Raw genomic sequence first — 24,066 nt, forward strand, 5'->3', positions numbered from 1 at the left:
TGATGTTGAGGCTTGGCGGCCTTACGGCCAGATGAACGCCGGCAACTCGCCGATGAACTCTTTAATGCCCGGCTGCGTCCGCTCGCCGGCGGTCACCTTTTCCAGTTCCGCCGTAGCATAGGTCCAGACAGCCGATCGCCAGGCGAACAGCGCCGCGGCTTCGGCCGCGAACTGCTCGTTGGCATCGTCACGATAGCTGACGGCTGACTGGACGCTGTCGTAGTGCCGTTCGCGCGCCTTTGCCTCGAGGAGCGCCTGAATGGCCACGCTATAATCTTGGACAGTGACTGGAGGGGGCGGCGGATCATAGGGGATCACCCCGTTTCCGCTCCAGAGACGAGTGCCAGGGAACTGAATGAATTCCATCCACTGCTCATCTGTGATGGCCACAGCATCCGCTGGGATTAGGCAATCCGGGTTGCTCTCTTCTCCCGTGACAGGTGACAATCCGTTTTCATCTGCGTCTCCATATACGGGGCGCATTCTCGCGCCGTGAATATCCTCAGCGTAAAATTCGAGAGGCAAGCCATTGCCATCAAAAACAGCATACTTGGTCACGTTCAATACCCCCATGCCATCCACGCGACGGCAAAACTTGGATTGGGATAGGACAGCCCCCCGCCTGCGGATATCACGGTGCGGCGAATGGCAAAGCCGCTGTTCGCCGGGAGATCGTAGGAAGCGGCATAGGTTACATTGGTCAAAGCGCCGTAGCCAATCGGCGTAACGGACGCGCCGCGAAGAGCTGACGGAAACGAAATTGGGAAAGTAACCGGAACGTCCGAGACTGTATTAGCCGCGATTTGACCCCACTGCAGGATAAAGCCGCTAGGAAACTTCTGATATCCATTTAGGGAGTTTGACTGCTGTGCATAGGCATCTGTCCAAATCCCGCCCAGATCGGATGCGTCTACCTGCGCCTTCAGTTTGCTTACGCCATCCCAGCCGATATAGACTTTATTCGTCGTCTGCCCGGCTCCTCCCGATTGCTGCACGGGTGTAAAGTTCGCCCCGAGGAAAGTTCGGCCCGCTGCTTTTATGTCACTCAGCGCCAGAGCACCGGCGCCCGTGAAATACGCCATCCTATCAGCAGCGCCAGTCAGGTTCGCGAATGCTAGAAGGTTGGTGAAGTCGGCAAGCGTCATCGTCCCAGCGCCCGTGAAATAGGGAACCTTTTTATCGGCACCAGACAGACCGGCGAATGCATCGATGTTGCCGCCGAGAAGCATCACCAGCAGTTGGCGGGTGCTCTCCTGGACACGCGCCATATCGCTTTGGAGCATGATCTCGAAGGCGGCCGCCGTCTGCGCCGCACCCGGCCACGGATTGGCCAGGGTGAGCGCAGTATTGCTTTCGACGGATGCGATGCGGATCGGCATTCCCTTGTGGACGCCGAAGAAGTCACCGGGCAGCACGGAATTCATAAAGAGCGTGCTCTGTCCGGTAACCGCGATTCCGCCGGCGGCGACGGTCGCCGTGCCGTCCTTGTAGACGCTGGGAAGGATGACGGTCATTATTCACCACCTCGCGACATGACGCGCCTTGCATCCAGCATCAGACTTTCAACAGCGGGCGGCGCGATATTGCCCTCGGAGACGAATGCCCGCAGCAATGCCGCGAGCGCCCTGTCCTCTTCCTCGATCGGCTTCGACATTGCCTCGATCTGCTCACGAAGCTCGGCGACCAGGTTGGATGTCTCGTGAAACCCCTTGGTCATGTCCGCCAGTTTCTGCGCAAGAATGAGCGAGCGGTTGCAGTAGTAGTCGGCCAAATCCGACTTTTCCGCCGCGTAGGTATCGACGCTGATTTCGATCTTGTTTTGCATGATTTCCCCTTGCCCCGTGCTTCAAGCCGGGATCCCGAAAATGTAATAGCGGATGCCCGTCACCGGGACTTGGACGGCTTCCGTCACCTCCGGATGACCGCTCGCGTTGGCGTCGAGGTAGACGTCGCCCGGCTCTCCTCGGTGCGTAAAGAATGTCACCTGAGTGCCGATCATCCGGGCATAGGTGCTATCGCCCGCATGGCCGCCGGTCCTGACCAATGTCTTGACATACGGCATGCGTACGGCCGACGAGAACGAACCGTGCTGCGTCGCGCCGGCCCCGTGAACGGTCATGTATTTGACCATCAGGAACATGCCGGATGCGTTCGCAACGTTGATCACCTCGGTCAGGGAACCGGTGCCAACCGCGAAATAGCCCTCGGCAAGCAGCTGCACCGCAGGCCAGCGGCTATCGATGACGATGTCAGCAAACGTCAGCACGAGCCCGGAGCCTGGACGCAGGAATTGCACAACTTCGACACCGCCGATCGTGGTCTGACGCAGCACCCTGTTGCTGCCGGAGGATGCCGCCGAGCCGTCTCTGGCGTAGATCATGAACCGTGCCCGACCGGCGCTGTGGCCGTTGACGAACTTGATTTTCGTCCCGGAGAAATAGTAATCCGCGCCGAACTCCAGATTTTGCGGGTTCGACGGATAATAAATGCTACCCGTCTCGTAAAAATGCACATCGGCGAGCACGTCGTCGGGAAGATCGATCCCGGTGTCGTATTCGCTATTACCGGTCGGCATCGAGACGTCGGCGGCGGCAATGATCTTCATGCCGTTCCGCGTGCTGTCGAAGGCAAGCTGCGTCCCGGTTGCCGTCGCCGCGTCATAACCCGGCTTTGCGATCTTCAGCGATGTTGACGTGATCCGGACCGCGCGCTTTCCCACCGTTGGCGTCGTCGGCTGCGCATCCGTGATCGCCCCGCTATTGCCCGGCAGATTCCACAGTACGATTGTCTGACGGCGGCTTTCATCCTGGTTGTAATTGTCATTGTCGTCACTGGTCGTCGCTTCGACGAACCATCCGTAAGCCAGCGTTCCGAACGCACTCAGACCAGAGGCGAAATTGGAACACCAAGGCTCAATCGACGCCCCAAGCGTTGCATAGTACCCGCCATTGTCATTGTAGTATTTGCCGGACCATTTCCGGGTAAAGATATTCTGCTTGTAGCGAAGAACCGGCCAGGTCGCGTTGCGGACCAACTTCACATCGAACACCGGCATATTGTATTGTAGTCCCCCGAACAGGGTATTTCTGACGTAGTAAAGCCCCTGCTCAACGGCATATTCGTAGTTGCTCGCGTTGCTTCCAGAGGGGACGTAAGTCAGGCCGGAAGTGCCGGCATTGAAATCCCGAAATCCCCAGATGTGCGGCTGGACGTCGAATTTCGAATTGTACAGAAACTTCGATCGCGCCGTGTCGGCGGTCGTTCGGGGATCGTCTGAATTAGACTTCATGATCTTGATGCAGCCGATACCGGTGCTGTCGACGCCGATTAGTGTTCTGGGCATGCTGCCTCCGCCTAGCTGTAGATCTCGATCGTCCCGTTGTTCAGGTTGATGTCCATCTTGCCGTTCAAGGCCAGCAATCGCCCGGAGTTCACCGTGCCGATGTTGGCGACATTCAAGGTCGCAACACCGCTCTGAAAAACGAACGGGTTTTCAACGTTCGTTCCGTTGGTGATGGAGAACTGATCCGCCGTGACATTGAAGCGCGTAGGGCTTGATGCCGACGCAGGGACGTCAAGGGACCAGCCAGCGGCACGCCATGCACCTGCGCCCCCCGTTCTCGCCTCCATCGCGATCCGCGAAGCATAGCCGGAAGGTCCAGCCGTAACCTGCATTCGAAAGTTTGCCGTCGCGATGTCGCCGCCGACCTGCCCCGCGGTGATTGATGTGATCGCTTGCGCCTGCGCGTCTACAACACCATCGATAAGGTTAACCTGGGCCTGTAGCGACGACAGAGCCGAGGCGGTGGCCAAGTTCGGGATCGTCGCCTCAAGCGAGGTGATGTCCAACGCAATCGCCGTGATGTTTCCCTCGGCGTTCGTCACCCTGACAACCAAAGCATCAAGGGCAGTTGCCGTCACCGCAAGGGAGGCGTTTGTCGCGAGGGTCGGTAGCGTCGCTTCAAGAGTCGTCGTTCGCCGTGCGAGAGCGGAGGTCGGTCCTGTCGCCACGTCGATCTGCTCAACTGCATAGGCCTTGGCAATACCGATCGTCGTTTGTGTCGTCGCGGTCGCTTCCGTTCGGATGGATTGGCGCGATGTGTAGGCAACGATATCCTTGTCGATATCCAGACGCGCAAGACGCTGTTGCTCAAGCATCGTCTGGCGCAAGCCCTCGCGAATGAACGCCGTGGATCCATCCAGGTACTCTCGCAGGTCCTCGATAACACCGGGCAAATAGATGTCGTCTCCGCTCAGCAGAACGTTGGGTGTCGTGACATCCAGCCAGGAAGACCACAGCGTTTCCCGGCTGGTGTACGGGATAAGCCGACCGCGCGCCTGGTAAAGCGCGTTCGGCAAGGTCCACTGCCCGCTGATGATCCATTCATAAGGCGAGCCATAGGGCGATGCATCGCTATCGAATACCACCGCACCACTCGACTTGAGCCGGACCTGTATGCGCACATTCTTGACGTCGTCGAGATCTGCCGCCGCCGTCACCTTGATCCCCGGACGGCGGGGATTGCCGCTCGAGTCCAGGACTGTGTAACCAGCAGCCGTCCATCCCGTCATGGGCTGTGGATCTGGCGTGATTGGCTTGACCGGCCCCACAACGGTCGGAAGCTCCTCGGATGCCTCCCAATCGTAGTCGCTCGGGTCTATTTCCTTCAGGCTGACCAGCTGATTGAAGGTCCGGCGTCCGATCACTCGAACGACGAAGAATTTCTTATTGATGTAGCCATTGCGGTCAGAGGACCACGAAACGACATCATTCGGCTCAAGTCGCCTGGCGCTCGGTGGCAGGTAAAATTCATGCGTGCGGAAACGACGCTCTTCCTTCAGCATCGTTTTCATCAGACGCTGCACCTGCGTCTTGAACGGGCAAGCCTCGAACTCGACACCGACGACCAGCTCCTGACCGAGATCGGCTTCCATATAGCTCGACGAATAGCGCGCCGGCGCATCCTTCGTTGCCCATTTCTCGGCCGGCTCGGGATAGGTCGCCTCGATCCCGTTATGGGTGTCGCTGAAGGGCGGGAACGGATTGAACGATTGCCCCTCGGTCACCAGCACGTCTTCATCGGTGAAGGAGTAGACTGCAGCGCCAGGTGCCCCGACCAGCACCTTAAAGATCCCGCCCACTTCGGCCATGCGACCGTTGCAGGCCTGCAGCAGCTCCTCGATGACCGTCAGCGGCTCGACGTCGCAGAACACCTCATAGCCACAGCGAAACTGCCTTTCCGTGCCGCCTGCGCTCAGGGCAATATCGACGTCGCATTCATTGGCGGCCGCAATCCAGTTGGAGGCAGGCAGGCGGAAGGCAGCCAGGTTCTGGCCCCCATAGATCCACTCGTCACCGTAATAGATGCCGCGCACGATATTGTAGGTGTTGATGATCGGGTTTTCGCTTGGCTCCCAGGTCGCTGGGTTATCCCAGCGATGCGAACCACTGCCGCCGTTGGTGCTGTCCTTGCGCAGGTCATAGACCGGCCGCACCGGCATTTCCGTCAGAACGGTCGGAACGCTCGAAAAGATCTCCGGATTGAAGCGCGCCGTGACGATGATGTAGGGGCAGCCGCGGCCGATCATGTCCGATGACCACGGACGATCCGGCTCCGAACCGAACTTGTCTAGCAGGTAGGCATCAGCAGTCGTCTGCGTGCCATCGTGATAAATGATCCAGAGGCGATCCGTGCCGTCGCTGCTGAACTCCGGAACTGGATACCCGAAGCCGTTCGGGTTCGGATTTTCCCAATCGAGCGTGACCTTCTCGTCATTGACCCAGAACTCCGGCAGACCGGGGCAAGGCAGGTTGCCAAGCTCGATCACGTCGACGAAATAGCGTCCGTCCTGACCATGGATGCCGGTATATTTGCGACGGCCGCCTGATGCATACTTCCCTAGCGTGAAGGACATCGGCTGGTTGTCGCCGACCTGCAGTTCGAACGAAATGCCCCGCGTTTGCTCCTTGGCTTTCCTTTTGGCCTTGGCCTTCTGGATCAGACCGACGCCGAAGTTGAAGGCTAGCCCAAGACCCAGTGTGGCCAGCTGACCGGCAAACGATGAGGCAAAGGCGGCGCCGAAAATGGCAGCCGTGACAGGCTCGCCGTAGGCAAGCTCCGCCCCTGACAGGATGAACCAACTCATCGTCAGCGCAATGCAGATCAATTTCATGAAATTCATCCGACCTTAAAGGCTCGTTCGCATTGGAGAAGGTCCACAGTCCCGATGCCGTCTTCCATAAGGACGAACACCCGCTCGCCGTTGACGACGCCGAGGGCATAACCGAAGGCGCTGTCCGTCTTGATGGCGCCGATGTCGCCGATTTTCGCTTGCGAGGGGTGGATCTCTGGCAGCATCGAGGCGACCATGTCACCGAGATTGGCGAAGCCCTTCCTCTTGATGATCCGCAGCGCCCCTTTGGCGTCGAAATACTTGCCACGATAGGGCTTAGCGGGATCCTCGCCGGTAATGGCGTTCACAACATTTCCGACCAGGCCAGGCCCGCAATCATGATCGCCCCACAAAAACGGCTTTGACTTCAGCTCGTCGATCACCGCCTCGAACCTGCCTCGCCATTTCGGAAGCCTCTGCATCATTGCGGTCCCCACTTGATCTGCCAGTTTTTCACCGCGCCGGCATATTTGCCCCATCTGTCACCCGAGCGCCGTTTCTGGCTCTGAAAGGACGACTTGCGCGGATTGACCCGAGCAAGCATCGACATGGCATCGGAGTTGATAGAGAAGGTGATCGCGCCATTCTCGCCGGCGCTCGGAGTCTCGATCGGCGCACCGTCGATCTGGCCGAGAAAGATGACTTCTGGGTCCGAAATTGGCAGCCGGCTCGCCGGATCGAGCGCCATTTCGTGGATCTCAACCTTGGCCAGACGCACATCGTATCCGCGCACTAAAAGCTCGGTAGCCGTTGCGATCTGGCTGACCTCGATCTGGATCGACTGGATGGTCATATCGGAAACACGGGGGATATTATCGACCACCATGTTGACGGCGCCGTAATAAGTCCGGTCGACCGGCAATCCGGTATCGCCGTCGATCACCGTGAAAATCGCGTCTTCATCGCCTGACCAGAAGCCGAAGGATTCCGCAGCTCCGCCGCCAAACGGCTTGACGTTCTTGACATAGACGAATTGGCGCGGCGCAAGACCAGTGTCTTGCGCGATCGCTATCGCGTTGTTGAATGCCGTCGCGCTGTTTCTCATGGCTATTTCTTCTGGATAACCTTGAAGCCGGCGCCATCCGTGAAGAGCTCGGCTGCGGTTCCAGGGTTGTGGCTGCCAGGAACGATGATGCACTTGCACGCCGGTTTTTTGAGAACGACCTCCGCGCCGGCAGCCACACCAGTCGGAACGAACGGAAACACCGCAATTTGTGTAGTGGTGCCGGAACCGTTCGCTGTGATCGTCTCCGACGCCTCCAGAAAAGCGAACTTCGTCTGCCCCGCCCCGAAGGCGATCGACATTTTGTCGCCGACCGTGATGCGATAATTCGCGGGCAAGCCCACAAGGCTCAATGAGCTGCGGTTCGCGGCAATCGATCCGATCGTAACGACGCTGGAGCCGAGGATCGACCCTGTCGGATCGTACTGCGGGTACCTCGACAGCGGGTCATAAAGCATAAGCGCCTCTTGCGCCCCGTGAAGCTTTCGGACCATCGCAGCGATCTGTTTGAGCTCGGCGCTCAGTTTCCGGTTGAGCGTGACAGTGCCGATCCAAAGCGGTGGAGCGAGTTCAGCCTGCCAGACACGCCCGTCACCAGTGCCCGACATCTCGTCGTTGCGCTGGATGTCCCAGATGACGGACGCGATATCGAGCTTGTCGGCGAAGAACGCTAGGGAATAAGGATACGATACTGTCATGATGCTCTCTGCCGCGGGTTACGGTTAATCTGCTGAACACGATCCGGCATCTTTTTGTCGTACGTTTTCAGCGCCTCGCTCATTTGCGCCGCAGCGCCCTGCCGAGCCTGCTCGAGCAGTTCCTTGTCGCCAGTCCCCTTGACCTCCAGTGACATGTTGAAGTTCACGTTCTGGGCAGATGCCGCGCGAGTATTCTCGTTTGAGGCCCTGAGCTTGTGGTTGGGGATGACCTCTTCACCGCCCTTGAACCGCACGAGTTCCGGGCCTTTCTCACCAACCCATTTGACGCCTGGGCTTGCTGCAGGTGTCCCTGTCGCGTACCCGCGTAAGCCTGCCCAAGGATCGGACGCCGCGCCACCTCCAAACAGGCTGAGAATGCCGCCGAGGATACCGCCACCTGAGCCAGACGCCGCGCTGTTGACCTCAAAGAAAGCGTCCACGACATCATTCAGCAGCTTGTCGGCGATCCTGTCGAGCACGCCGAGGGCGGCATCTCCGAACGATTCCCAAACAGATTTCCCACTTTCTAGACCGGAGAAAAAGTCGTCGAGGAACCCTTTGGTCAGATCTTTGGAGAACTCGATCGCCTCCCCCATCCGCTTGGTCTCGGCCTCGACAGAAGCCATGACCTGGGCGAGCGCGGACAGTTCACCTTTCTGGGCGTCACTGAGGGTAATTCCACGCTGCTGGGCTTGGTTCAGCAGATCGGTTTCGTACCGCAAGGCCGCCGCCGCTTCTTCCGTCATGCCGATTGCGCGCTGTTCAGCTTCAAGCGAAGCGATGCGACGTGCGGCGCCGTCGACAATCTCGGAATACTTTTCGGTGTCGGTTTTGCCGCTGCCTCTCTTCTTGGCTTTCTCGTCGACGTCGGTGAGACCCTTTGCGAGTTCTTTCAACTTGTCAGACGCAGCCGATGCGCCACGGGCGATAGCGTCCGTGACCCCACCCACATAGTCGGTGCCTTGGGCTGCTTTCATCTCCTCCAGGAGTTTACTTGTCGCGGCCTCGGTGGCGCCCGCGTAGGGATTTGCTGGCTTATCAATAGTTACAGCCGAGATGAAATCGACGTTCAGAGGCACGCCGATCTTGAGGGATGCCATCTTCGCTTCATTTATGAGGTTGTTGATCCCACCTATCGCGCTGTTGATCATACTTTCAATGGCACTGATGACGCCCGCGACTGTGGAATAGACGAGATCGCCAAGAACCGACGGCAGAGCGCCCCAGATTGCCTTGATCCCATTAAAGCCGCCGACGAACGCACCAACGATGAAGTTCACTCCGTTCTTCGCGTCAGCCACGATGTCTCGGCCGAAGATTTGTGTCAGTTCGTCCCTGAATATGTTCGCGGCGGCGACAGCGGCCGTGATGCCAAGGACGAACGCACCGATCGGATTCGCGGCAATTATCGCGGCCGCTGCAGTGACAGCAGCTACAGCAAGACGGCCGAGAAGGGCGATGACTGTGATTATGCCGCCGATGATCGCCGGCGCGTAGAGCAAGGCTAACGCCGCGGCTGCGCCGATCGCGTAAGGCGCGATGTCTTCCAACACGTCTGCAAGGGCGTGCAGGGCCGAGGCTGCCAGCTTCGGCCAGTCGACCATTTGGATGCCAACAGCGACGAGGGAAACAAGGGCAATCGTCAACAGGCTTGCCGGGGATAGGACTGACGTGAATGCCTGTGCCAGTCCGCGCACTGGATTTTCCATGGTCGCGATCACTGCTGCCAGCTGGGTACCCTGCTGCAAGCCAATTTGAAGCGCTCCCATCCCCATCTGCGCGCTTACCGCTACGTCTTGAAATTGCGCTGCGAGGTTCGCCACATTGCCCCGCCCAACTGGCCCTCGGGCGTTCTGGTTCGCTGCGCGACTGAACATTTCAAGTTGCTTCGATGCAGAAGCTGCTGATGCTCCCTCTTTCGCATAGGCCTGTGCGGTGGCAGCAGCGGCCCCGGCGGCGCCGCGGTTCGCGCCCGCCAGGCCGTCCGTTGCCGCTTCGGCACGAGCTGCAGCCCCCGACAATTTGTTGAGATCATCGGTGCCTTTTCGGACACTGGCGCTCTCGACTTGAAGGCCCAGCGTAGCGATGTCTGCCATGGGGTCCGCCTTTGTAACGGCTGCGCGCTGTCTTCCTCGCCTTTTCAAGGAGGGTGATTATGCGAGCGATGATAATTCTCTTGATGCCTACGCCGGCTAGCGCAGAAACGGGCAAGACTTACCAAGCCGCCGCCGTAAGCCCGACTCGACTCGCGGTTGCCTCCGTGCTTCCTTCCATTGCCAAGCCAATGGAGGAATGCATGAAGCTGAAAAACCCGATGAGTGCCGACTACGACCCTACCTCCCGCCTCTTTAAAATCAGCGGGAAAAACAGCATTGGAAAACAGTCAAGCGTGGAGTTTGAGGTCGAGGACGAGGATGCATTTATTGGCTGGCTGATATCCGCGATGCACGAAAAATATCAGCGGCCGGAGGGAGCCGGCAAAGCTCTGAAAGCCCAAGCAATTGAATTCGGCCTACATCAGAATAGAGCTGGAGCCTTTGAAGCATCGTTCAGCTTTTCTGCTGGCGATTTGCGTCTGGCTTTCTTGGCTCCCATTCAGACCACTGCACCTGAACGGATAGCTGCCATAAAGGGGCACCTAGAACAAGCGTTAGCGGAGATGGGTCATTCGAAATCTGTTTCAAAACAGTAGGGTAAGCGATCATTGTAATCTCCTTATTGAAAGAGAGTCCGAAGGCCAAAATGTAAGATGATTGCTTACATCCCCCTTGACATGACGTAAGCAAACAGCTTACATAAATCATGATCAAGTCGTTCAAGAACAAAGCGCTGGCGAGCCTCTTTGAGACCGGAACAACCGGGAAGATTGACGCCAAAATGCAGAAGCGCATTCTTGTACGATTGGACCGTCTTGAAGCTGCGGAGCGACCAGAAGACTTGAACCTTCCCGGTTTTGACTTCCACTCCCTGAAAGGCTTCAACCCGACGAGATACACGATCCATGTCAACGGACCGTGGTGCATTACATTCGAATTCGACGGCAAAGATGCCGCTCACGTCGATTTCGAGCAATATCATTGAGGCGGCTCAGATTGGGGAATGATCCTATGCCCGTTTATGAAGTAACGAGGCCACTCAAGCGCTGCCCCACGCACCCTGGAGCTCTGCTTGAAGACATCATCCCGGCGACGGGAAAGACCAAGGTGGAAATCGCCAATTTGCTCGGCATTTCCCGTCAGCAGCTCTACGATATCCTTCGGGAGAAGAAGCCTGTTTCTCCGAATATTGCCGTGCGTCTCGGCAAGATGTTCGGCGACGGCGCCGCCGTATGGCTGCGTACGCAGGCAGCATACGATGCGTGGCACGCCGAACAGGAAGTTGACGTTAGCGGCATACCTACGCTGCATGCTGCCTAGCTCCACGAAGCGAGGGGCTTGGTCTACTCGACCTCCCTCGCCCTTATCGCCTCGCTCTCCTTGTCGATCTCCGAGCAGTATCGGGAACTCATCGATTTGAGGATTTTCACCTCCTCCCGACGAACCACATTGCCGGTCAAGCTCACCCATGCGACCAGCTCCTGATTAGATATCGGAGGCGGACCAGAGAAACCTGGCGCCGAACTTTCGCGCAACTCCCAAAACCAATTCCAGAGGAACATACCGATCTCGGGAACCTCGACGTCGGGGCTTTCCACCTCAAAGCTCTCGTTTCGCTCGCGCCGGGTTTCGCCGTCCTTATCCTTCACGCAGTCATAGCGCGCGGTGAGCGCTATGGCTTCGCAGAGCCTTTCCCCAAGCTCTTCGTAAAATTTGCGCGATCCTCAGAAGCTGCAGCGACCTGATCGTAAATCCAGCCCGCTTCCTCGACGACCTCACGCGCCTTGTCGAACGTGAGTTCCGGCTTTTCGCCCTTCCAATCGTGATCGCCCCAATCCCAAGACGCGATCGAGGCCGCGGCCTTGTCGAGGTACTCATCCTCGACCTTGGCCGTAGTCAGCTTTTTCTTCCGGCTGGCGAGGAACTTGTCGCTGTGCTGCCGGACGACCTTCTTGACCTCATTGCTCTCACTCGAACGGATCATGAAGGTAATGCCGATCAACTCGTCCGTGTCAGGGCCGGTGAGCTTGAGCGTGAAAAGGTCATCAGAGTTTACAAGTTTTGAAATGTCCAAGGGGCACCTATCGGGTTACGGGATTACGGCCGGGTTCACACGGAGCGGTAGCTGGTTAAGGCCGACCGTGTAGCGCTCGAGCTCGAAGTCGTCGGAGCCGCCGCCCGGATAGAGCGGACCGGAAACGACACCGCGGCTGTAGAAGATCGTGTTGGTGAAACCAGCACCACCGTCGTTGCGCTCGATCTTGATTGCCATGTTGTCCTGGTTCAGCGGGTCGCCAAACATGCGGAGGATCACCTGGCCGGCGTCGGTTGCGATCGAGGCCACTTCAATCTGAGGATCGCCTGCGTTGGCCGTGCCCTTCTGCTTCTGGGTAACGGGTTCGTCGAGGGTATTGTACGAGTTCATCGCAGAATCAGCGCCGAAATCGCCAATGTTTCCAACCTTGCCGACCTGAACCCAGGTCAGAGCTGCGAAGGCGGATAGAATGAGATCGCTGTTCTGGGCAGTTGAGCAAACATAGACTTTGCTGCCCTTCTTTGTTGCCTTGTTGGCCATGTTCAGTTCTCCGGTTCGAAGGCGTGATAGGGAATGGTGACCGGGATCAGAACGCGGTCATCCTCTTGGATCGGGCTCGCAGCCCACGGCTCGCTGCTGATCGTGATCCTCACGCCAGAGGCGAACAGTGTCTGGTTCTTGAAGTGGTCGATGATCCGGCCGGCGGCATCGAGCGGCTTGATATGGCCGACGCCCGATTTCCAGTAGACGGAGACCTGAAGCAGCCCGCGCTTCTGCTGCGGGTCGTCGCCCGTAGTGATCTGGCGCGTCTGGTTGGGAAGGAACGCGACCTGCAGGTAATTGTCCGGCTTGGTCTGCCCCGACGCGGGAAAATCAATGCCAGGCTCAGCAACGGCCAAAGCGGGCGTGAAGATCAGGGTTTTCAGCCGCTCCAGCAAGGCAGCCAGAATGATTGCGTCGGTGCTTGTCGCCATGTATCGATTACCTATGTCCGAAAAGCCGCCTCTATCAGACAGCGAGATTTACGACCGCCTGCACCAGGCGTGGTTATTGCTGGCGCAGGGACGCGGCGAAACAGCGTTCGGCGACCACACGATCAAGGCCGCTCGGCTTGCGCTATTCACTTTGCAATCTGCGCTCGTGAAAAAGGCTGATGGAGCTACAAACCCAGCCGAGCCTTGAGTTCGGCCGCTTTGCGATCAACCACGACCGGCCAATTTTGTACTGCAAGACGAACGAACGCGTCCGCCGGCTGACCACGCGCGCCATATTCGCGATGCGCTGCGTAGGCCGCCGTGTAGCCGAAATAGAGCTCGTCGCCGAGGTCGGCGCCGATGATCACGGCCTCGATCTGATCCATTTCGAACGTGTAGTGCTGCCCCTTGACCGGTAGGGCATTCGGATTGATGCGCGGCATGGCCGACGTCGATGCCATGAGCGAGGCCCACAGAAACCCAGTATCGACGCGCATCCGCCCGCCCTCTATCCGCGTGGTCTGCATCTCCTCGACGACTTCCTGTGTGGCTTCCTTGAAAACCGCCTCAACAGCTCCTTCGACTTTGTCTGCCCAACCTGCGACGGCGGCTCTGAAAGAGAGCGTTGCCATTAGGCCGCCTCGGCACGAAATCGACGGACGACCCCGGCGAAGAAATCGACCTTGTATTGCAGACGGCAACGGCAGCCGGATATCTCGCTGATCGGCGCCTTCGGATCACCTGGGTAACGCATCGTGGCGCCGGATGCGGTGATGAAGATGTCATCGACCCCTACCGATTTCCCATTGAGAACGCGATGTGTGTGACGCACCCTGTTGTCGCCGGCCGAACGCCAAATCTTCTGCACGTCCTGCGCCGCAACCTTACCTGCCTCGATCTGCTGGCGCATGGCCTCGTCGCGGGCGCTTCCGAGCGCCATCATGGTTTCTGTGCGCGCCAGCATCTCGCCGCGGAGCAACAGGTTCTTGTCGGACAGCCGCCCGATGATTTTTGTGAGCGCTTCCCCCTTCACCGGCTTACCATCGCGCATCGCTGCCGACACTGAGCGATCGAAACGTTTATCGCGCGTCTTCAAGGCGAAGTACTGCTTCATTAAGTCGGGATCGCCGGAGGCGAGGTTTAGCCTCGCGCGCTCAATGAACTCGATTTGGTGGCTGGTTAGGCCGATTATGCCGCCTTCCCTGCGGCCCGTGATACGGTTTTGGCGACCGACAACATCCAATGCCGTTAAACGCGGGTTGCCGCCTTGCGCCAAGCCCTGCTCAAGCGCGTAGCGGATACCCTGTTTCTGATCCTCGGTGACATGGGTGACGAGTGTTGACGACAGATCGCGAAGGATGGCTTCGGCCGCTGGGTTCCTCACGCCAAAACGCCAGATCACGCGATTGCCCTGCGGATCCTTGATCGCCGGAAACTCATCGACCGCGTTGATACCACCGGCGTTAAATGCTTCCGTCAACGCGACCTCAAGCGCAGAGAAGGCCTCCGGCTCGATCTGCATTGCCTGGACGGCGCCGCTGATGTCGCCTCGCTCCAGACGTTCGATCACACGAGCCACAATGATTTGGGAACGGAGCGCTTCGATCCCTTCAAGGAAGGCCTGCGCGATGGCGAGCTCGTACTTTGCCAGCAGATGTTCGAACATCATCGCCTGCCCTGCACCTCCCAATAGACGATCGTTCCGGCCGGGTTCAGCGGCTTCAGGCTCACTATGGAGTACTCATCCGTGCCGACGGCGATCTTGTCACTTTGCTCAAGACCGGAAGTCAGGCCGGCCGTGCTGACATAGATCATCTTGTCGCTGCGTTTGATCAGCGCCCCGTCAACCCTGCTGTCCTCGTAGTCGAGAACGACCAACTGGCACGAGAACGTCGCAGGCGTCTGCGTCGGGTCGTAGGACGTGCCAGCGTTGACCAGCCGCGTCCCGGTGCCTGTCTGGCCGTATTTCTCAATCAGGCGCTTCGCGGTGGCCTGCAGGCGACTGTAAACATTCACCATAAGATCCCATCATTTTTTAACCCCCGCGATTTACGAACGACGTGCAAACTCTTGGGGGTAATTAAATTGCGCTATGCAACCGAACAGCTTCGAGTCAGCAGCATCCCAGCTCTGCTCGCAATCTCCGTCTTGATTTATGCTTTCGCCTTCGCAATCGAGCGCTTTTCCGGCGTAGAGATGATGAAGAGGGTCGTCGCGCTGTCAGATACGTCACAGATACTTCTTGTTTTCTCCGCTCTTTGCATGGCAATTGCGCTCAACTTAGTTCTTCCGTCGAACCTCACAGAGAAGGGGCTTGTGGAAGTCGTTAAGGTGTTGCTGGATGCGTTCTGGTTTACATGGTCCGCATTGTGCGTGGGTGCGGCGTATGCTTGGATAGCCGAGGGTCGGCTTGAAGTTCTGACACTTGCCATCGTGCTTCCGATTGCGGCAATTGCCCTTGTGGTCGGCGGCAGATGGATATGGACCGACTTTCGGCGAACGAACCCAGGAATACTGGTGAGCTTTATCCTGGCAGCAATGATGCTTGTCGTGGCAGCATACCTACTCTCAGAGGTGCCTTTGCAAAATGGCTAGTTAGACGACCAGTACTCCAGGCACTACCTGTATCAGGAATGGCCACAACAGCCCTTCGATCGTCGTCACGATTGGAGTGGCCATGACAACCATGTCGGAAACGCTTATCGACGAGGAAGCGGCGTACTCGACCTCAAGCTGACCGACTTTCTCGCGCTTTACTGTGGATGATCCTGTGACCACTGGCGACAGGCTGCCGGGATTGGTCAGCTCGAGGAATGCGGCCTCATACGAGGCATTGACCACCGCAACCGGATTAACCCCGTCCGGAATCGCCTCGCCATAACAGGTGGTGGCGCCCGCGCGCGGCCAAGCTCTCTCCTGCGCAAAGCCGCCGGTGCGCGTGCCCGAGAACCGCGGCTCATACCGATCGATCATAAGGGAGGCGCGCTGACGGGCTGCGGTCTTCTGGTCGTCGGTCGTACCATCGGGAAAGACATAGCCCGCAGCAGCCGCATAGGCCGTGAACGCAGCATTATCCCCGTATCCAGCCATGTTGTTCTCCAATGATGGGGCGCTCGGCAGTTGAACGCCGGGCTGGTTGGCATCAGGAAGCAAGCTTCGCGTCGATCAGCTCTTTCAGCTTCTCGGTACTGATGTTCTTCGGGTATTCCAGCCCGAGTTCGGCCGCTTGCTTCTTGAGGTCGTCGCGCTCCGAGGGCTTCGGATCATCATCTTCGCCCGACACGATGAGGTGTTCGGTCTTGATCCACGCGGCGACAACCGGATGGTCCTTCACCGTATCCCAATCAGACTGCTCGACCTCGAGGATGGATTTTCCGGCAATGACCGGACCGCCGGGAATGCCGAAGCCACCAGGACGGGTGTTTTCAAGCTTGACCATGATCAAATCCCATCCAAATAACGCATCGCACCCGGGCGACGGACCTCGACACCGCCAAGGCGGAAGATGCCAGGCACCTCGTACTTGAGCAGACGCTGTTCGGCCTGCAGCCAGCGAAGCGGCATGGGGACATGCATCTTCACAACGCCGGGATCGCGACGGTAGGCAACGAGCCGGTGGGTGCTGCCGGCGCCCGCATTCTCGAGGCCGAAGACGGCCCGGATGGTCAGAGGGCGACCGGTCCGGATCGTGTAGATGTTCGCACGCTGGATGTGCTCCAGAATGGTCGTTGTCATCGTGGCGTCGAGGCGCTTGGTGGCGATCAGCGCATAACGATCCTGGTCAAGCAGGATGGTATCGGCCTGCTCAATGCCGTTGGAAGCGGTGAAGATGACGGAGAGCACGCTGTTGACGTCGGCGAGGATCTCGTCTGCCGTCTTCGTGGTCCAGGTGGCTGTGCCACCTGCCCCGTTCGCCGCGGTCAGAGCGGTCACGCTGACGGTGTTCAGTAGCCCGGTAAGACCGAGCTTCGGGCGGCCGAGAAATGCGACGTTGTCGACGAACTGTTCGTACTTGCGGCGCGCGGCGTCGGCGCGGTCGCTTTCCAGTCGGATACCGTATGCCTGCGCATGCGCAAGCTCCTGGAGATTGTACCGGTAGCCGATGCCAGCCATGAAGACGCGGCTGTTGCCGTTGTCGAGCTTGAAGTCAACGAACGGGATATCATCGCCATCCGCTGCAAATTCGCGTGCCTGACCGACGTCATCGCCCATCGAAAAGAAGTCGATCGCGGTGGTCCAGTCGGGCGCGGAGTTATCGACCGGCACCAGTTCCCGGTACTGATAGTCAGGATACTGGCGGGCATAGATACCAGGCTCGATATAGTTCTGCGCGGTGCGTAGGAAGTTCAGCGCCAGTGCGGGCGCGTCCGTGGTGAACATGCTCGTTCTCCTTACTTGGTGACGCCAAGGCGGAGACGTGCGAGCTGGTTGGTACCGCTCGTGACGCTTGCCCATTCGGCATTTTCGATGAGTTGGTTGGCGGACGAGTTCGACACGTTCGTAAACGTACCGGTTGGGGTCATGTAGACCGGATCGCCCTGTGCGACAGCGACGAGCGCCGTGGCCCAGATGGAACCGGTTTTCATCACGCTGATCTGGTCGAATGGCTTGTAGACCTCGCCATTGGCAAAGGGCAGCGTGCGATCGACCACGGCAACGCCGGCGAACTTGCCGAGCGCGGCGGGCAAAGCAACCGTGTCTTCGGCGGCCGCGTAGATCACGCCACGGCCGAACGGGATGTCACCGGAGGCGCTCCCGACCACCGTGGAAGTGATCCAGTGCGGCTCGGTGGTGGAGATCATGCCGGGATAGCCGGCCGGAGTGTCGCGCGAGTAGGATACGGTCGGAAAAGCCATTATGCGGATTCCTTCTGATTGCCCTGCCAGGCGTTGCGATCACGCTGGAGCATGGCATCGTATGCCTTGGCGGAATCGTTGGTGTTGCCGTCCTGCGTCTGGAGACCGCTCTTGACGATGGTAGCAAACGGATCGGCGGCGCCCTTGGCAGCATCTTCAACCAGCAGGTCGAAGCGTGCGTCGATGTAGGCGTCTGCCTTGCCGGCAATGGCAGCGTCACCGATCTTGGCGACAACAACGGCCTTGCGAATGCCCGCATCGGTCAGACCGTCGGTCTTGACGTCCTTGGCGATCGTTTTGGCGACTGCAATCAGGTCGGCGCGTGCCTGAACCTTCTTGTCGAGATCGGCGTCGGACAGAACCTTGCCCTTGAGGGCATCGATCTCGGCATCCTTCTTGGCCAGGTCGGCGTCCTTGGCGGCCATTGCCGTCTGATGCGCCGTTTCCGTCGCGGTGATTTTGGTGATTGCGTCGGCCAGCCGCGTCTGCAGCGTGCCGATGACGATCGCGCCCTGGTCGGTTACTTCGACCGGGATGCCATCGACGGTTACCGTCTTCAGAGTCATGATCTTTTCCTCTTTCGGTTTTTGATCACTGGTGACAGGGGAAACACCCCAGTTTCCCACACCGTCTCCGATGCGAGCTTGTGGACCGGCCCGCGCGCTATCGACGATCGCGAGATGGTTGATCTTGATGTCGCGCTGAATGGCGTCGAACTGCTCGCCGTCGGCGGTGATGCCGGGTGTCCAGTCGAGCTGGCATTCGTAGCCGGCGGACAGCTCGCGCTTGCCGCTTTCAACCGATGCGATGGCGTCCTTGTCCTTGAGGATCAGAGGAAGCCAGACCCAGTCGCCGTCCTGCTTGGCGGCCGTACTGACCTCGCCAACGGCAAGCTCCTTCCAGTTGCCGGAATTGACCGCCTCGTCAGGGTGGTCGACCGTAACTGGTGCGTGAGTGAACGACTGCAAGCTCTTGTCTGCGAACACTTCTTCCGCGGGCCGGTAGACGCGCACTGTACGCATCTCGGGCTTGCCGACCTCGTCACCCGCATAGAGCTGGATGCCGGTGCGGACCGCCTTTGCCTCTGCAATCAGATAGCCGTCTTCGGTCCGGCGCGTGCCCGCGACGGTTACAGTGTCGGTAAAGTTCATCGGATCGACTTTCGGTTGAATGTATGTTTCTAATTCACCGACTTTGACTGTCGGGGGACACGTTGATGAATGAGAACTTTGTATTCGCCGCCAGCTGCATCTGCCTGCTGGCCGGTATCGCCTTGTGTTTCCTTCCAGCGGCTCGATATTGGCGCCGAGTGGCGGTGGGCGCTTTCGGTCCATTGCTGATACTGATGGGCGTCGTTCTCATGACCACATTCAAGTGGACTGAAGTGGCTATCAAAATCAGCGACTTGGAGGTTAAACTCGCCGAAGCAGAGCTAAAAAACACACTGACCCAGGCCCGTTTCGCCGCTGTGCAGGAAGCAGTAACCCCTGAGGGCAAGTCTCAGACTCTGCAAACCCTCCTCACCAACTACAAGCAAGTCGCCAAAACGCCTCCCAGTGACGAGCAGCTAGCAAACTTCAATGCAGCACTGAAAGCCGCAAAGGTCACGTTGATTCCAGTAGAGGCTGTTACGGGGGTACCAGACTACAGCAATTTAAAATTCGAACCGTCGAACTGACTACTTCTTCAAGCAAATCTTAGACACTTCCTGGAACACGTCCGGCCCGAGTACGATCTCGCCCTGGTAGGGCTCCACGTCGGCGAGGTCCGGCGCATCCGGGTCACGCTGATTGTGATGTGTGGCTGGTACTCGGGATGATCCCAGCTCGCGCCCTTCTCGAACCAGTCAACCGGCGTGCGGCTGTAGGTGATTGTGACATGAAGATCCGGAACGATGTCCGTGTACCCTGCTCTGCCGCCCACTTGACGATCTCGACGCGGTTTATGACGTCGCGGCGTACGTACAGCGTCCGTGGAGTTAAAGCCTTCTACTTCTGCGACATGCCCCAGCAACAACGTAGCCGTCGGCGTTTGCGTGCCCCTGACGGTTGCGGCGTCGGTGAAATTCATTGGACTCATCCCGTTTCTGCGCTATCGCTCGACCCGTTTTTGTGGGGTATTCAAAATGAAAAGCGTTTCGCACGTTGTCGTTGCCATGTGTGCAGCGCTTCTATTTTTTCCTCTAGGATGGGGCGTATCAATCGCGTTTGGCTTGCGCGCATCGGACGCCAGCCTATGGGGCGCTGCGGGAACAGTGGTCACGGCGATCGCGACAATCGTTTTGGTGATAGTCACCGCTCTACTGTGGAATGTAACCGACAGGTCGGCGTCTTCAGCCGAAAAAGCCGCGGACGCAGCCGCTGATTCTGCGCGCGTTGCAGGCGAAGCTTCAAATCAGGCCGCGGACACCGCCAAGAAACAACTGCGGCCTTACGTTTTGGTTGAAGGATCTGCCTTAACCTGCGATGCAGGGGGAGTTCAAATGGACTATGTTCAACCTAACTCGCTGCCGATTGGCACGATAGCATTCAAAAACACGGGACAGACCCCCGCGCTGAAGCTGCATGTCAATGTTCGCATCGGGACCAGAAATGAACCCGCTGACCAAGGTTCGTTTGCGCTAGAGTTCACCGCTCCTCAATCTGTCACATCAATCGGTGCAGGTCATGCAAGTGCGTCGAGTGCGGTATTGCCAGAACCGATTAGTCTCTCATCGGTTCAAAACCTCTCTGCGGGCACAGAAGCGATATACCTATATGGTGAGATTAGATATTCCGACATTTTTGGAGACGAACATACCACCACGTTCCGGCTCCGAAACAAGAGTGGGGTCTACAACGGCGCCATGACCTTTACCGACCAAGGTAACCATGCCAACTAGCGAATCTCACGCACTTAAAGGCGCGCGTGGCTGCGCAACCACAGCGGCTGCCAGTTCCTCTTCCGAGGGCTCTTGCTCCTCGATCGGGCCGTATTCCTCGATCGCTTCAGCCAGCCCCGGAAGGATTCCGTCTTCAACAATCCGGTTGGCGAGCGACCTCGAAATGGCTTCCCGAGTGATGATCTCCTGTCCGGTGTTCGTCCCGATGATAGCACGAGCACCGTCGGCATAGATCTTGAACGTCTCGGCCCGCTCCTTTTCACTCTGGGTGTAGAGCGGTGCCCATTCGTAGAAGATTGCCGGATCCCGCTTGCCTGTCGCCGACCGGATGCAGATCTCATCGAAGCGCCAGAGGTTCGGGCTCAGCTTGTTGCGCTGGTCGGCGCTGATCTTGTCGTAGTAGTTCTTGAGCGCGGTTTCACCGTTCGATCCGAGACCGGACGGCGCGTCTTGGAGGAACCTGGCCAGCGGGATATCGCCGGCGCCGGCGGCCACCTGCATGTATTGGCGCATCAGTTCGGGGAACTGCCCGAAGTTGATGGTCTTCTGCTCCCACTTCTCGCCTTGGGCGTTTTCACCTGCGCCGCCGTTGCCTTCCAGAAGTAGCATATTGAACATGCTCTTCATCGTGTTGGCGTACGTGAAGCGCTCGGTGAGTTGCTTGGTCGTGACAGGGTTCTTCAACACGGCCGACAAGCCGGGCATGTAGATAACGTCGGTCTTCGCTTCCGGGATCAGGGAGGCGATGTGCTCCTGGGACGAGGCTGCATTCTGGATCGCGTCATAGACGATCTGCAGGATGGAATCGCCCCAGCATTCGTTCGGCGTCAATTGGCGATCTAGGATCGGTGCGCCAATGAAGCGAATGACGCGGGACGGATGAAGGTCCACCTGCGTTACGCCTCGCACCTGATACATGACCGGTTCACCGAAATACGGTGATGTAAGATCGCGGTTGATATGCGTGTAGGTGATCTCGTCCCGCCCGAGCACATGGACGTAGAGCAGGTCGCCCTGCTTCACGTTCTCAAGGACGAGCTCTTCAGCCGGCTTGGCGTCCTTCATGCCGAGTACGAGCGCCGCTCCACCGCGAAGGCGGGCCAGCTGCATGGCCTCGTTCACCTTCGCCTGAATGTTGATCTGTGGCGCCCGCTCGACCTTCTCGAGCAATTCGACAACCGCTTCATCCGCCTTCCACTCGCGCCATTCCCGCGTCATGTCGTCCGGGATGATGTCCACGATCTTGCGGGCCATCCAGTCAGACCGGTGCATCGCGTTGAGCTGCGATGCGTCGATCGGATTGAACCCGTAGACAGTCGCCGTTTTCTTGTCCTTCGACGAGCCGAGGCCGCTGACGAGGTTCTGCAGGCGATCAAGTAGCAGCATCAGACAACACCCAGCATTCCATATTCGAAACCACGCTTGATCATTGGCGCAACCGCATACCGCAGCGCGTCGATGTAATGGTTATTGGCGTCGACGATGACCGACAGGATGTCCTGCGTCAGGCGGTCGATCTTGTAGCTGTAGAGCCGCATTTCGCGGATGGTCTCGACGCAGCGTGGATGAATGACGATCTCGCGGAAGGTGCGAAGGAAGGCCACTCCGTCCTCAACGCTGCCTTTCCATTTCTCGACCGGCTCGGACCGTGGTAGGCCGTGCCGTTTCAGGTGGCTGATACTCTCCGGCCGCGCGCTGTCCCAGCGGGTGACGTAGAGCCCGAAGCCGGGGATGCGCTCGCCGATGTATTGAGCCGTGTCGTCGAGCTCGAGCTGTGTCTTGCCAGCCTCGTGGCTGATGTAAAGCCGGTCGCCGTCGACATAGCACCGGATCGCCGCGGTAGGATCCTGAGAGAAACCGAAGTCGCCGCCCTGATAGGGGCCATCCCATTCCGGCTTCGGTTCAAATCCCTCGACACGGTACTTGTTTGCAAACACCTGGGCGTCGGAGTTGACGAGATAGGCACCTTCCCAGACGTGCGCATATGTGTTCGGGTCGAGCCGTTGTTGCTCCCGCCGGCGGAGCACGTCCAGCCCTTTCGGGAAGAACGGGTTATCATCCCAGTTCATCTCGGCGATGATGGCGTTGCCCGGACGCGACTTCCGGAACCGCTCGTCTACCGGCGACCCTTCAAACCGCGGGTTCCAGATCGGCCACAGTTCCGACTTAGGCTGACGAAACACTGTCGCCTCAAGCGCCAGCCATGCGACTTCGGGAACGTCCTCTGCTTCCTCGACAATCGTCAGATCAACCTTGGCCAGCGACTTGATCGTGTTGACGCCGTGCCGGAGGCCACGAAAGATGAACTCCGTTCCGTTCCGCCCGCGCAGATAATCAACGCCGACGTCATAGTGATCTTCAAGCCAAGGCTCTGAAGCGATCGCCGCCTTCAGTTCTGCGTGAAAGCTCTCTTTGATCGACGCCTGAAATTCACGGGTCGCCAGAACACGAAGCGGCTCCGCATATCCCCACACCGCTGCCATCTTGGCGAAGTTGAATGACTTGCCCGATCCACGGCCGCCATGCGCTCCACGATATGCAACAGCACCACGAGGCGGGGTGAAGACCGGAACAAGCTTCTCAGGGAGCCTTAGTTGGGCCGTGGTCATGTTTTGGAGAGACCGGTACGATTTGGATCACGTTCGGCCCCAAGGCTGTGCCGTCAGGGTTGCTGATAGAAACCGACTGGCCGGGTTTGCCATATCCACGATCAAGGATGGCAGTTGCTGCAGAGACGCGGGCGGATTCACTTTCACCATCGGTTGCGATTTTCACGAGAACCTCAAGCGCCTTTTCGGTGTGGGTCCTTGCGAGTTCCGCCAGGTCTTTCTTCTGCTGGCTAACCGCGCCAATCTTCCGACCGGCGCCGGGCCGCTTTCCTCCGCGTTCCGCCACGTTTGATTTCCTTTGATTGTTATTCAAAGCGATAAGCGCCCTTGCGACTCAAGCGTGTTTATCGTTTCTTTCTTATGCAACCGAAAAAGGATCGAGTTCATGGACTTTCATGATCGGCAAGGTCGAGCAACTCACTACATCAATCCGAATGGTGTCCTCTACACTTGGAAGGGGAAGGCTGTAGGCAAGCTTCATGGAGAGAACCTCTACAACAACGCTGGCAGGCAAATTGGTAGAATTACAAACGGATGGCTGCGCGACACGTCTGGCAAGGCCGTAGCATTTACCAAGGGCGCGAGTGGCGGACCAATCCCCCCGATACCACAGATCCCGGCGATAAAAGGGATACCAGCAATCCCGCCAATCCCTGCCATCCCCGCAATCCCGCGCATACCTGCTATTCCCAGCCTCTCCTGGAGCAACTTTTCGATAGATGATCTTTTGAACGCATGAT

30 protein-coding genes and 1 pseudogene are annotated in these 24,066 nt (G+C 58.4%); 7 read left to right on the plus strand and 24 right to left on the minus strand.

From position 1 onward, the window contains the following. Positions 1–21: 21 nt before the first annotated feature. The 9 genes and pseudogenes from ACSQ2Z_RS14370 to ACSQ2Z_RS14410 all read right to left on the minus strand — a co-directional run. Positions 22–273: pseudogene (locus tag ACSQ2Z_RS14370) on the minus strand (hypothetical protein); the annotation flags it as partial. A 287-nt stretch (positions 274–560) separates the two neighbouring features. Beyond that, positions 561–1,514, minus strand: a complete 954-nt coding sequence (locus tag ACSQ2Z_RS14375) for a gp53-like domain-containing protein (RefSeq protein WP_436081802.1) — start codon at positions 1,512–1,514, stop codon at positions 561–563. Beyond that, the gene (locus ACSQ2Z_RS14380; RefSeq protein WP_436081803.1) at positions 1,514–1,825 is read right to left on the minus strand and encodes a hypothetical protein; all 312 of its coding nucleotides are present in this window, start codon (positions 1,823–1,825) and stop codon (positions 1,514–1,516) included. The genes ACSQ2Z_RS14375 and ACSQ2Z_RS14380 overlap by 1 nt, the downstream gene beginning before the upstream one ends. 21 nt (positions 1,826–1,846) lie before the next feature. After that, positions 1,847–3,343 (minus strand): hypothetical protein, encoded by a 1,497-nt coding sequence (locus ACSQ2Z_RS14385; protein WP_436081804.1) that lies wholly within the window; start codon positions 3,341–3,343, stop codon positions 1,847–1,849. 11 nt (positions 3,344–3,354) lie between these two features. After that, positions 3,355–6,174 carry a phage tail protein gene (locus tag ACSQ2Z_RS14390; RefSeq protein WP_436081805.1) on the minus strand — a complete coding sequence of 940 codons (2,820 nt, stop codon included), beginning with the start codon at positions 6,172–6,174 and terminating at the stop codon, positions 3,355–3,357. Positions 6,175–6,179: 5 nt separating this feature from the next. After that, positions 6,180–6,599 (minus strand): DUF6950 family protein, encoded by a 420-nt coding sequence (locus ACSQ2Z_RS14395; RefSeq protein ID WP_436081806.1) that lies wholly within the window; start codon positions 6,597–6,599, stop codon positions 6,180–6,182. Then, positions 6,596–7,219: a hypothetical protein gene (locus ACSQ2Z_RS14400; protein ID WP_436081807.1), complete on the minus strand. Its 624-nt coding sequence runs from the start codon at positions 7,217–7,219 to the stop codon at positions 6,596–6,598. The genes ACSQ2Z_RS14395 and ACSQ2Z_RS14400 overlap by 4 nt, the downstream gene beginning before the upstream one ends. Before the next feature lie 2 nt (positions 7,220–7,221). Next, entirely contained in the window at positions 7,222–7,875 is a 654-nt protein-coding gene (locus tag ACSQ2Z_RS14405; protein WP_436081808.1) for a hypothetical protein, read from the minus strand. After that, positions 7,872–9,971, minus strand: a complete 2,100-nt coding sequence (locus ACSQ2Z_RS14410; RefSeq protein ID WP_436081809.1) for a phage tail tape-measure protein — start codon at positions 9,969–9,971, stop codon at positions 7,872–7,874. Before ACSQ2Z_RS14410 ends, ACSQ2Z_RS14405 begins: the two co-directional genes overlap by 4 nt. A 200-nt stretch (positions 9,972–10,171) precedes the next feature. On the opposite strand from ACSQ2Z_RS14410, the gene ACSQ2Z_RS14415 reads away from it, so the two are divergent. The 3 genes from ACSQ2Z_RS14415 to ACSQ2Z_RS14425 all read left to right on the plus strand — a co-directional run bounded on the left by ACSQ2Z_RS14415 (position 10,172) and on the right by ACSQ2Z_RS14425 (position 11,291). Beyond that, a complete protein-coding gene (locus ACSQ2Z_RS14415; RefSeq protein WP_156141910.1) occupies positions 10,172–10,567 on the plus strand; it encodes a hypothetical protein in 396 nt (131 codons plus the stop codon). 110 nt (positions 10,568–10,677) lie between these two features. Next, positions 10,678–10,956, plus strand: a complete 279-nt coding sequence (locus tag ACSQ2Z_RS14420) for a type II toxin-antitoxin system RelE/ParE family toxin (protein ID WP_436081810.1) — start codon at positions 10,678–10,680, stop codon at positions 10,954–10,956. A 26-nt stretch (positions 10,957–10,982) separates the two neighbouring features. Next, positions 10,983–11,291 carry a HigA family addiction module antitoxin gene (locus ACSQ2Z_RS14425; RefSeq protein WP_113005990.1) on the plus strand — a complete coding sequence of 103 codons (309 nt, stop codon included), beginning with the start codon at positions 10,983–10,985 and terminating at the stop codon, positions 11,289–11,291. 23 nt (positions 11,292–11,314) lie between these two features. Here the strand turns inward: ACSQ2Z_RS14425 and ACSQ2Z_RS14430 are convergent, their stop codons facing one another. From ACSQ2Z_RS14430 to ACSQ2Z_RS14460, 7 genes are all read right to left on the minus strand, one after another. Then, positions 11,315–11,620 (minus strand): phage tail assembly chaperone, encoded by a 306-nt coding sequence (locus ACSQ2Z_RS14430; RefSeq protein ID WP_436081811.1) that lies wholly within the window; start codon positions 11,618–11,620, stop codon positions 11,315–11,317. A 23-nt stretch (positions 11,621–11,643) separates the two neighbouring features. After that, complete coding sequence (locus ACSQ2Z_RS14435; protein WP_436081812.1) at positions 11,644–12,045, minus strand: hypothetical protein; 402 nt, start codon at positions 12,043–12,045, stop codon at positions 11,644–11,646. Between the two features lie 15 nt (positions 12,046–12,060). Then, complete coding sequence (locus tag ACSQ2Z_RS14440) at positions 12,061–12,546, minus strand: hypothetical protein (protein ID WP_436081813.1); 486 nt, start codon at positions 12,544–12,546, stop codon at positions 12,061–12,063. 2 nt (positions 12,547–12,548) lie between these two features. Further along, entirely contained in the window at positions 12,549–12,980 is a 432-nt protein-coding gene (locus ACSQ2Z_RS14445) for a phage tail terminator-like protein (protein ID WP_436081814.1), read from the minus strand. 185 nt (positions 12,981–13,165) lie between these two features. Continuing rightward, the gene (locus ACSQ2Z_RS14450; protein ID WP_436081815.1) at positions 13,166–13,612 is read right to left on the minus strand and encodes an HK97 gp10 family phage protein; all 447 of its coding nucleotides are present in this window, start codon (positions 13,610–13,612) and stop codon (positions 13,166–13,168) included. Next, positions 13,612–14,649 (minus strand): phage minor head protein, encoded by a 1,038-nt coding sequence (locus ACSQ2Z_RS14455; protein ID WP_436081816.1) that lies wholly within the window; start codon positions 14,647–14,649, stop codon positions 13,612–13,614. The genes ACSQ2Z_RS14450 and ACSQ2Z_RS14455 overlap by 1 nt, the downstream gene beginning before the upstream one ends. Beyond that, positions 14,646–14,996: a hypothetical protein gene (locus ACSQ2Z_RS14460; RefSeq protein WP_436081817.1), complete on the minus strand. Its 351-nt coding sequence runs from the start codon at positions 14,994–14,996 to the stop codon at positions 14,646–14,648. Before ACSQ2Z_RS14460 ends, ACSQ2Z_RS14455 begins: the two co-directional genes overlap by 4 nt. 69 nt (positions 14,997–15,065) lie before the next feature. Between ACSQ2Z_RS14460 and ACSQ2Z_RS14465 the strand changes: the two genes are divergently transcribed. Continuing rightward, positions 15,066–15,575: a hypothetical protein gene (locus tag ACSQ2Z_RS14465; protein ID WP_436081818.1), complete on the plus strand. Its 510-nt coding sequence runs from the start codon at positions 15,066–15,068 to the stop codon at positions 15,573–15,575. On the opposite strand, the gene ACSQ2Z_RS14470 is transcribed toward ACSQ2Z_RS14465, so the two are convergent. From ACSQ2Z_RS14470 to ACSQ2Z_RS14490, 5 genes are read right to left on the minus strand one after another with little or no spacing between them, the layout of a single operon-like run. Beyond that, positions 15,576–16,070, minus strand: coding sequence for a DnaT-like ssDNA-binding protein (locus ACSQ2Z_RS14470; RefSeq protein ID WP_436081819.1), 495 nt, complete (start codon positions 16,068–16,070; stop codon positions 15,576–15,578). 52 nt (positions 16,071–16,122) lie between these two features. Beyond that, positions 16,123–16,419 (minus strand): hypothetical protein, encoded by a 297-nt coding sequence (locus ACSQ2Z_RS14475; protein WP_436081820.1) that lies wholly within the window; start codon positions 16,417–16,419, stop codon positions 16,123–16,125. Positions 16,420–16,421: 2 nt separating this feature from the next. Then, positions 16,422–17,360, minus strand: a complete 939-nt coding sequence (locus tag ACSQ2Z_RS14480) for a DUF2184 domain-containing protein (protein ID WP_436081821.1) — start codon at positions 17,358–17,360, stop codon at positions 16,422–16,424. Between the two features lie 11 nt (positions 17,361–17,371). Continuing rightward, positions 17,372–17,836: a structural cement protein Gp24 gene (locus ACSQ2Z_RS14485; RefSeq protein WP_436081822.1), complete on the minus strand. Its 465-nt coding sequence runs from the start codon at positions 17,834–17,836 to the stop codon at positions 17,372–17,374. After that, the gene (locus tag ACSQ2Z_RS14490; protein ID WP_436081823.1) at positions 17,836–18,987 is read right to left on the minus strand and encodes a DUF2213 domain-containing protein; all 1,152 of its coding nucleotides are present in this window, start codon (positions 18,985–18,987) and stop codon (positions 17,836–17,838) included. The genes ACSQ2Z_RS14485 and ACSQ2Z_RS14490 overlap by 1 nt, the downstream gene beginning before the upstream one ends. Before the next feature lie 65 nt (positions 18,988–19,052). Here ACSQ2Z_RS14490 and ACSQ2Z_RS14495 point away from each other — a divergent pair, with 65 nt between their 5' ends. Both ACSQ2Z_RS14495 and ACSQ2Z_RS14500 read left to right on the plus strand, forming a co-directional pair. Continuing rightward, positions 19,053–19,514, plus strand: a complete 462-nt coding sequence (locus tag ACSQ2Z_RS14495; protein ID WP_436081824.1) for a hypothetical protein — start codon at positions 19,053–19,055, stop codon at positions 19,512–19,514. Between the two features lie 381 nt (positions 19,515–19,895). After that, positions 19,896–20,717: a hypothetical protein gene (locus tag ACSQ2Z_RS14500; protein WP_436081825.1), complete on the plus strand. Its 822-nt coding sequence runs from the start codon at positions 19,896–19,898 to the stop codon at positions 20,715–20,717. A gap of 6 nt (positions 20,718–20,723) precedes the next feature. Here the strand turns inward: ACSQ2Z_RS14500 and ACSQ2Z_RS14505 are convergent, their stop codons facing one another. Genes ACSQ2Z_RS14505 through ACSQ2Z_RS14515 form a run of 3 tightly spaced genes read right to left on the minus strand, consistent with a single transcriptional unit; the run spans position 20,724 to position 23,612 of the window. Continuing rightward, on the minus strand, positions 20,724–22,103 hold the full coding sequence (locus ACSQ2Z_RS14505; protein WP_436081826.1) for a DUF1073 domain-containing protein: 1,380 nt from the start codon (positions 22,101–22,103) through the stop codon (positions 20,724–20,726). After that, a complete protein-coding gene (locus ACSQ2Z_RS14510) occupies positions 22,103–23,326 on the minus strand; it encodes a PBSX family phage terminase large subunit (protein ID WP_436081827.1) in 1,224 nt (407 codons plus the stop codon). The genes ACSQ2Z_RS14505 and ACSQ2Z_RS14510 overlap by 1 nt, the downstream gene beginning before the upstream one ends. Next, positions 23,298–23,612 (minus strand): DUF5681 domain-containing protein, encoded by a 315-nt coding sequence (locus tag ACSQ2Z_RS14515; protein WP_436081828.1) that lies wholly within the window; start codon positions 23,610–23,612, stop codon positions 23,298–23,300. The genes ACSQ2Z_RS14510 and ACSQ2Z_RS14515 overlap by 29 nt, the downstream gene beginning before the upstream one ends. Positions 23,613–23,711: 99 nt before the next feature. Between ACSQ2Z_RS14515 and ACSQ2Z_RS14520 the strand changes: the two genes are divergently transcribed. Then, positions 23,712–24,065, plus strand: coding sequence for a 4-fold beta flower protein (locus ACSQ2Z_RS14520; protein WP_436081829.1), 354 nt, complete (start codon positions 23,712–23,714; stop codon positions 24,063–24,065). The last annotated feature ends 1 nt before the right edge of the window (position 24,066 follow it).

The sequence above is a fragment of the Pararhizobium sp. LjRoot235 genome (assembly GCF_964254145.1).
Taxonomy (GTDB): Bacteria; Pseudomonadota; Alphaproteobacteria; order Rhizobiales; family Rhizobiaceae; genus Pararhizobium.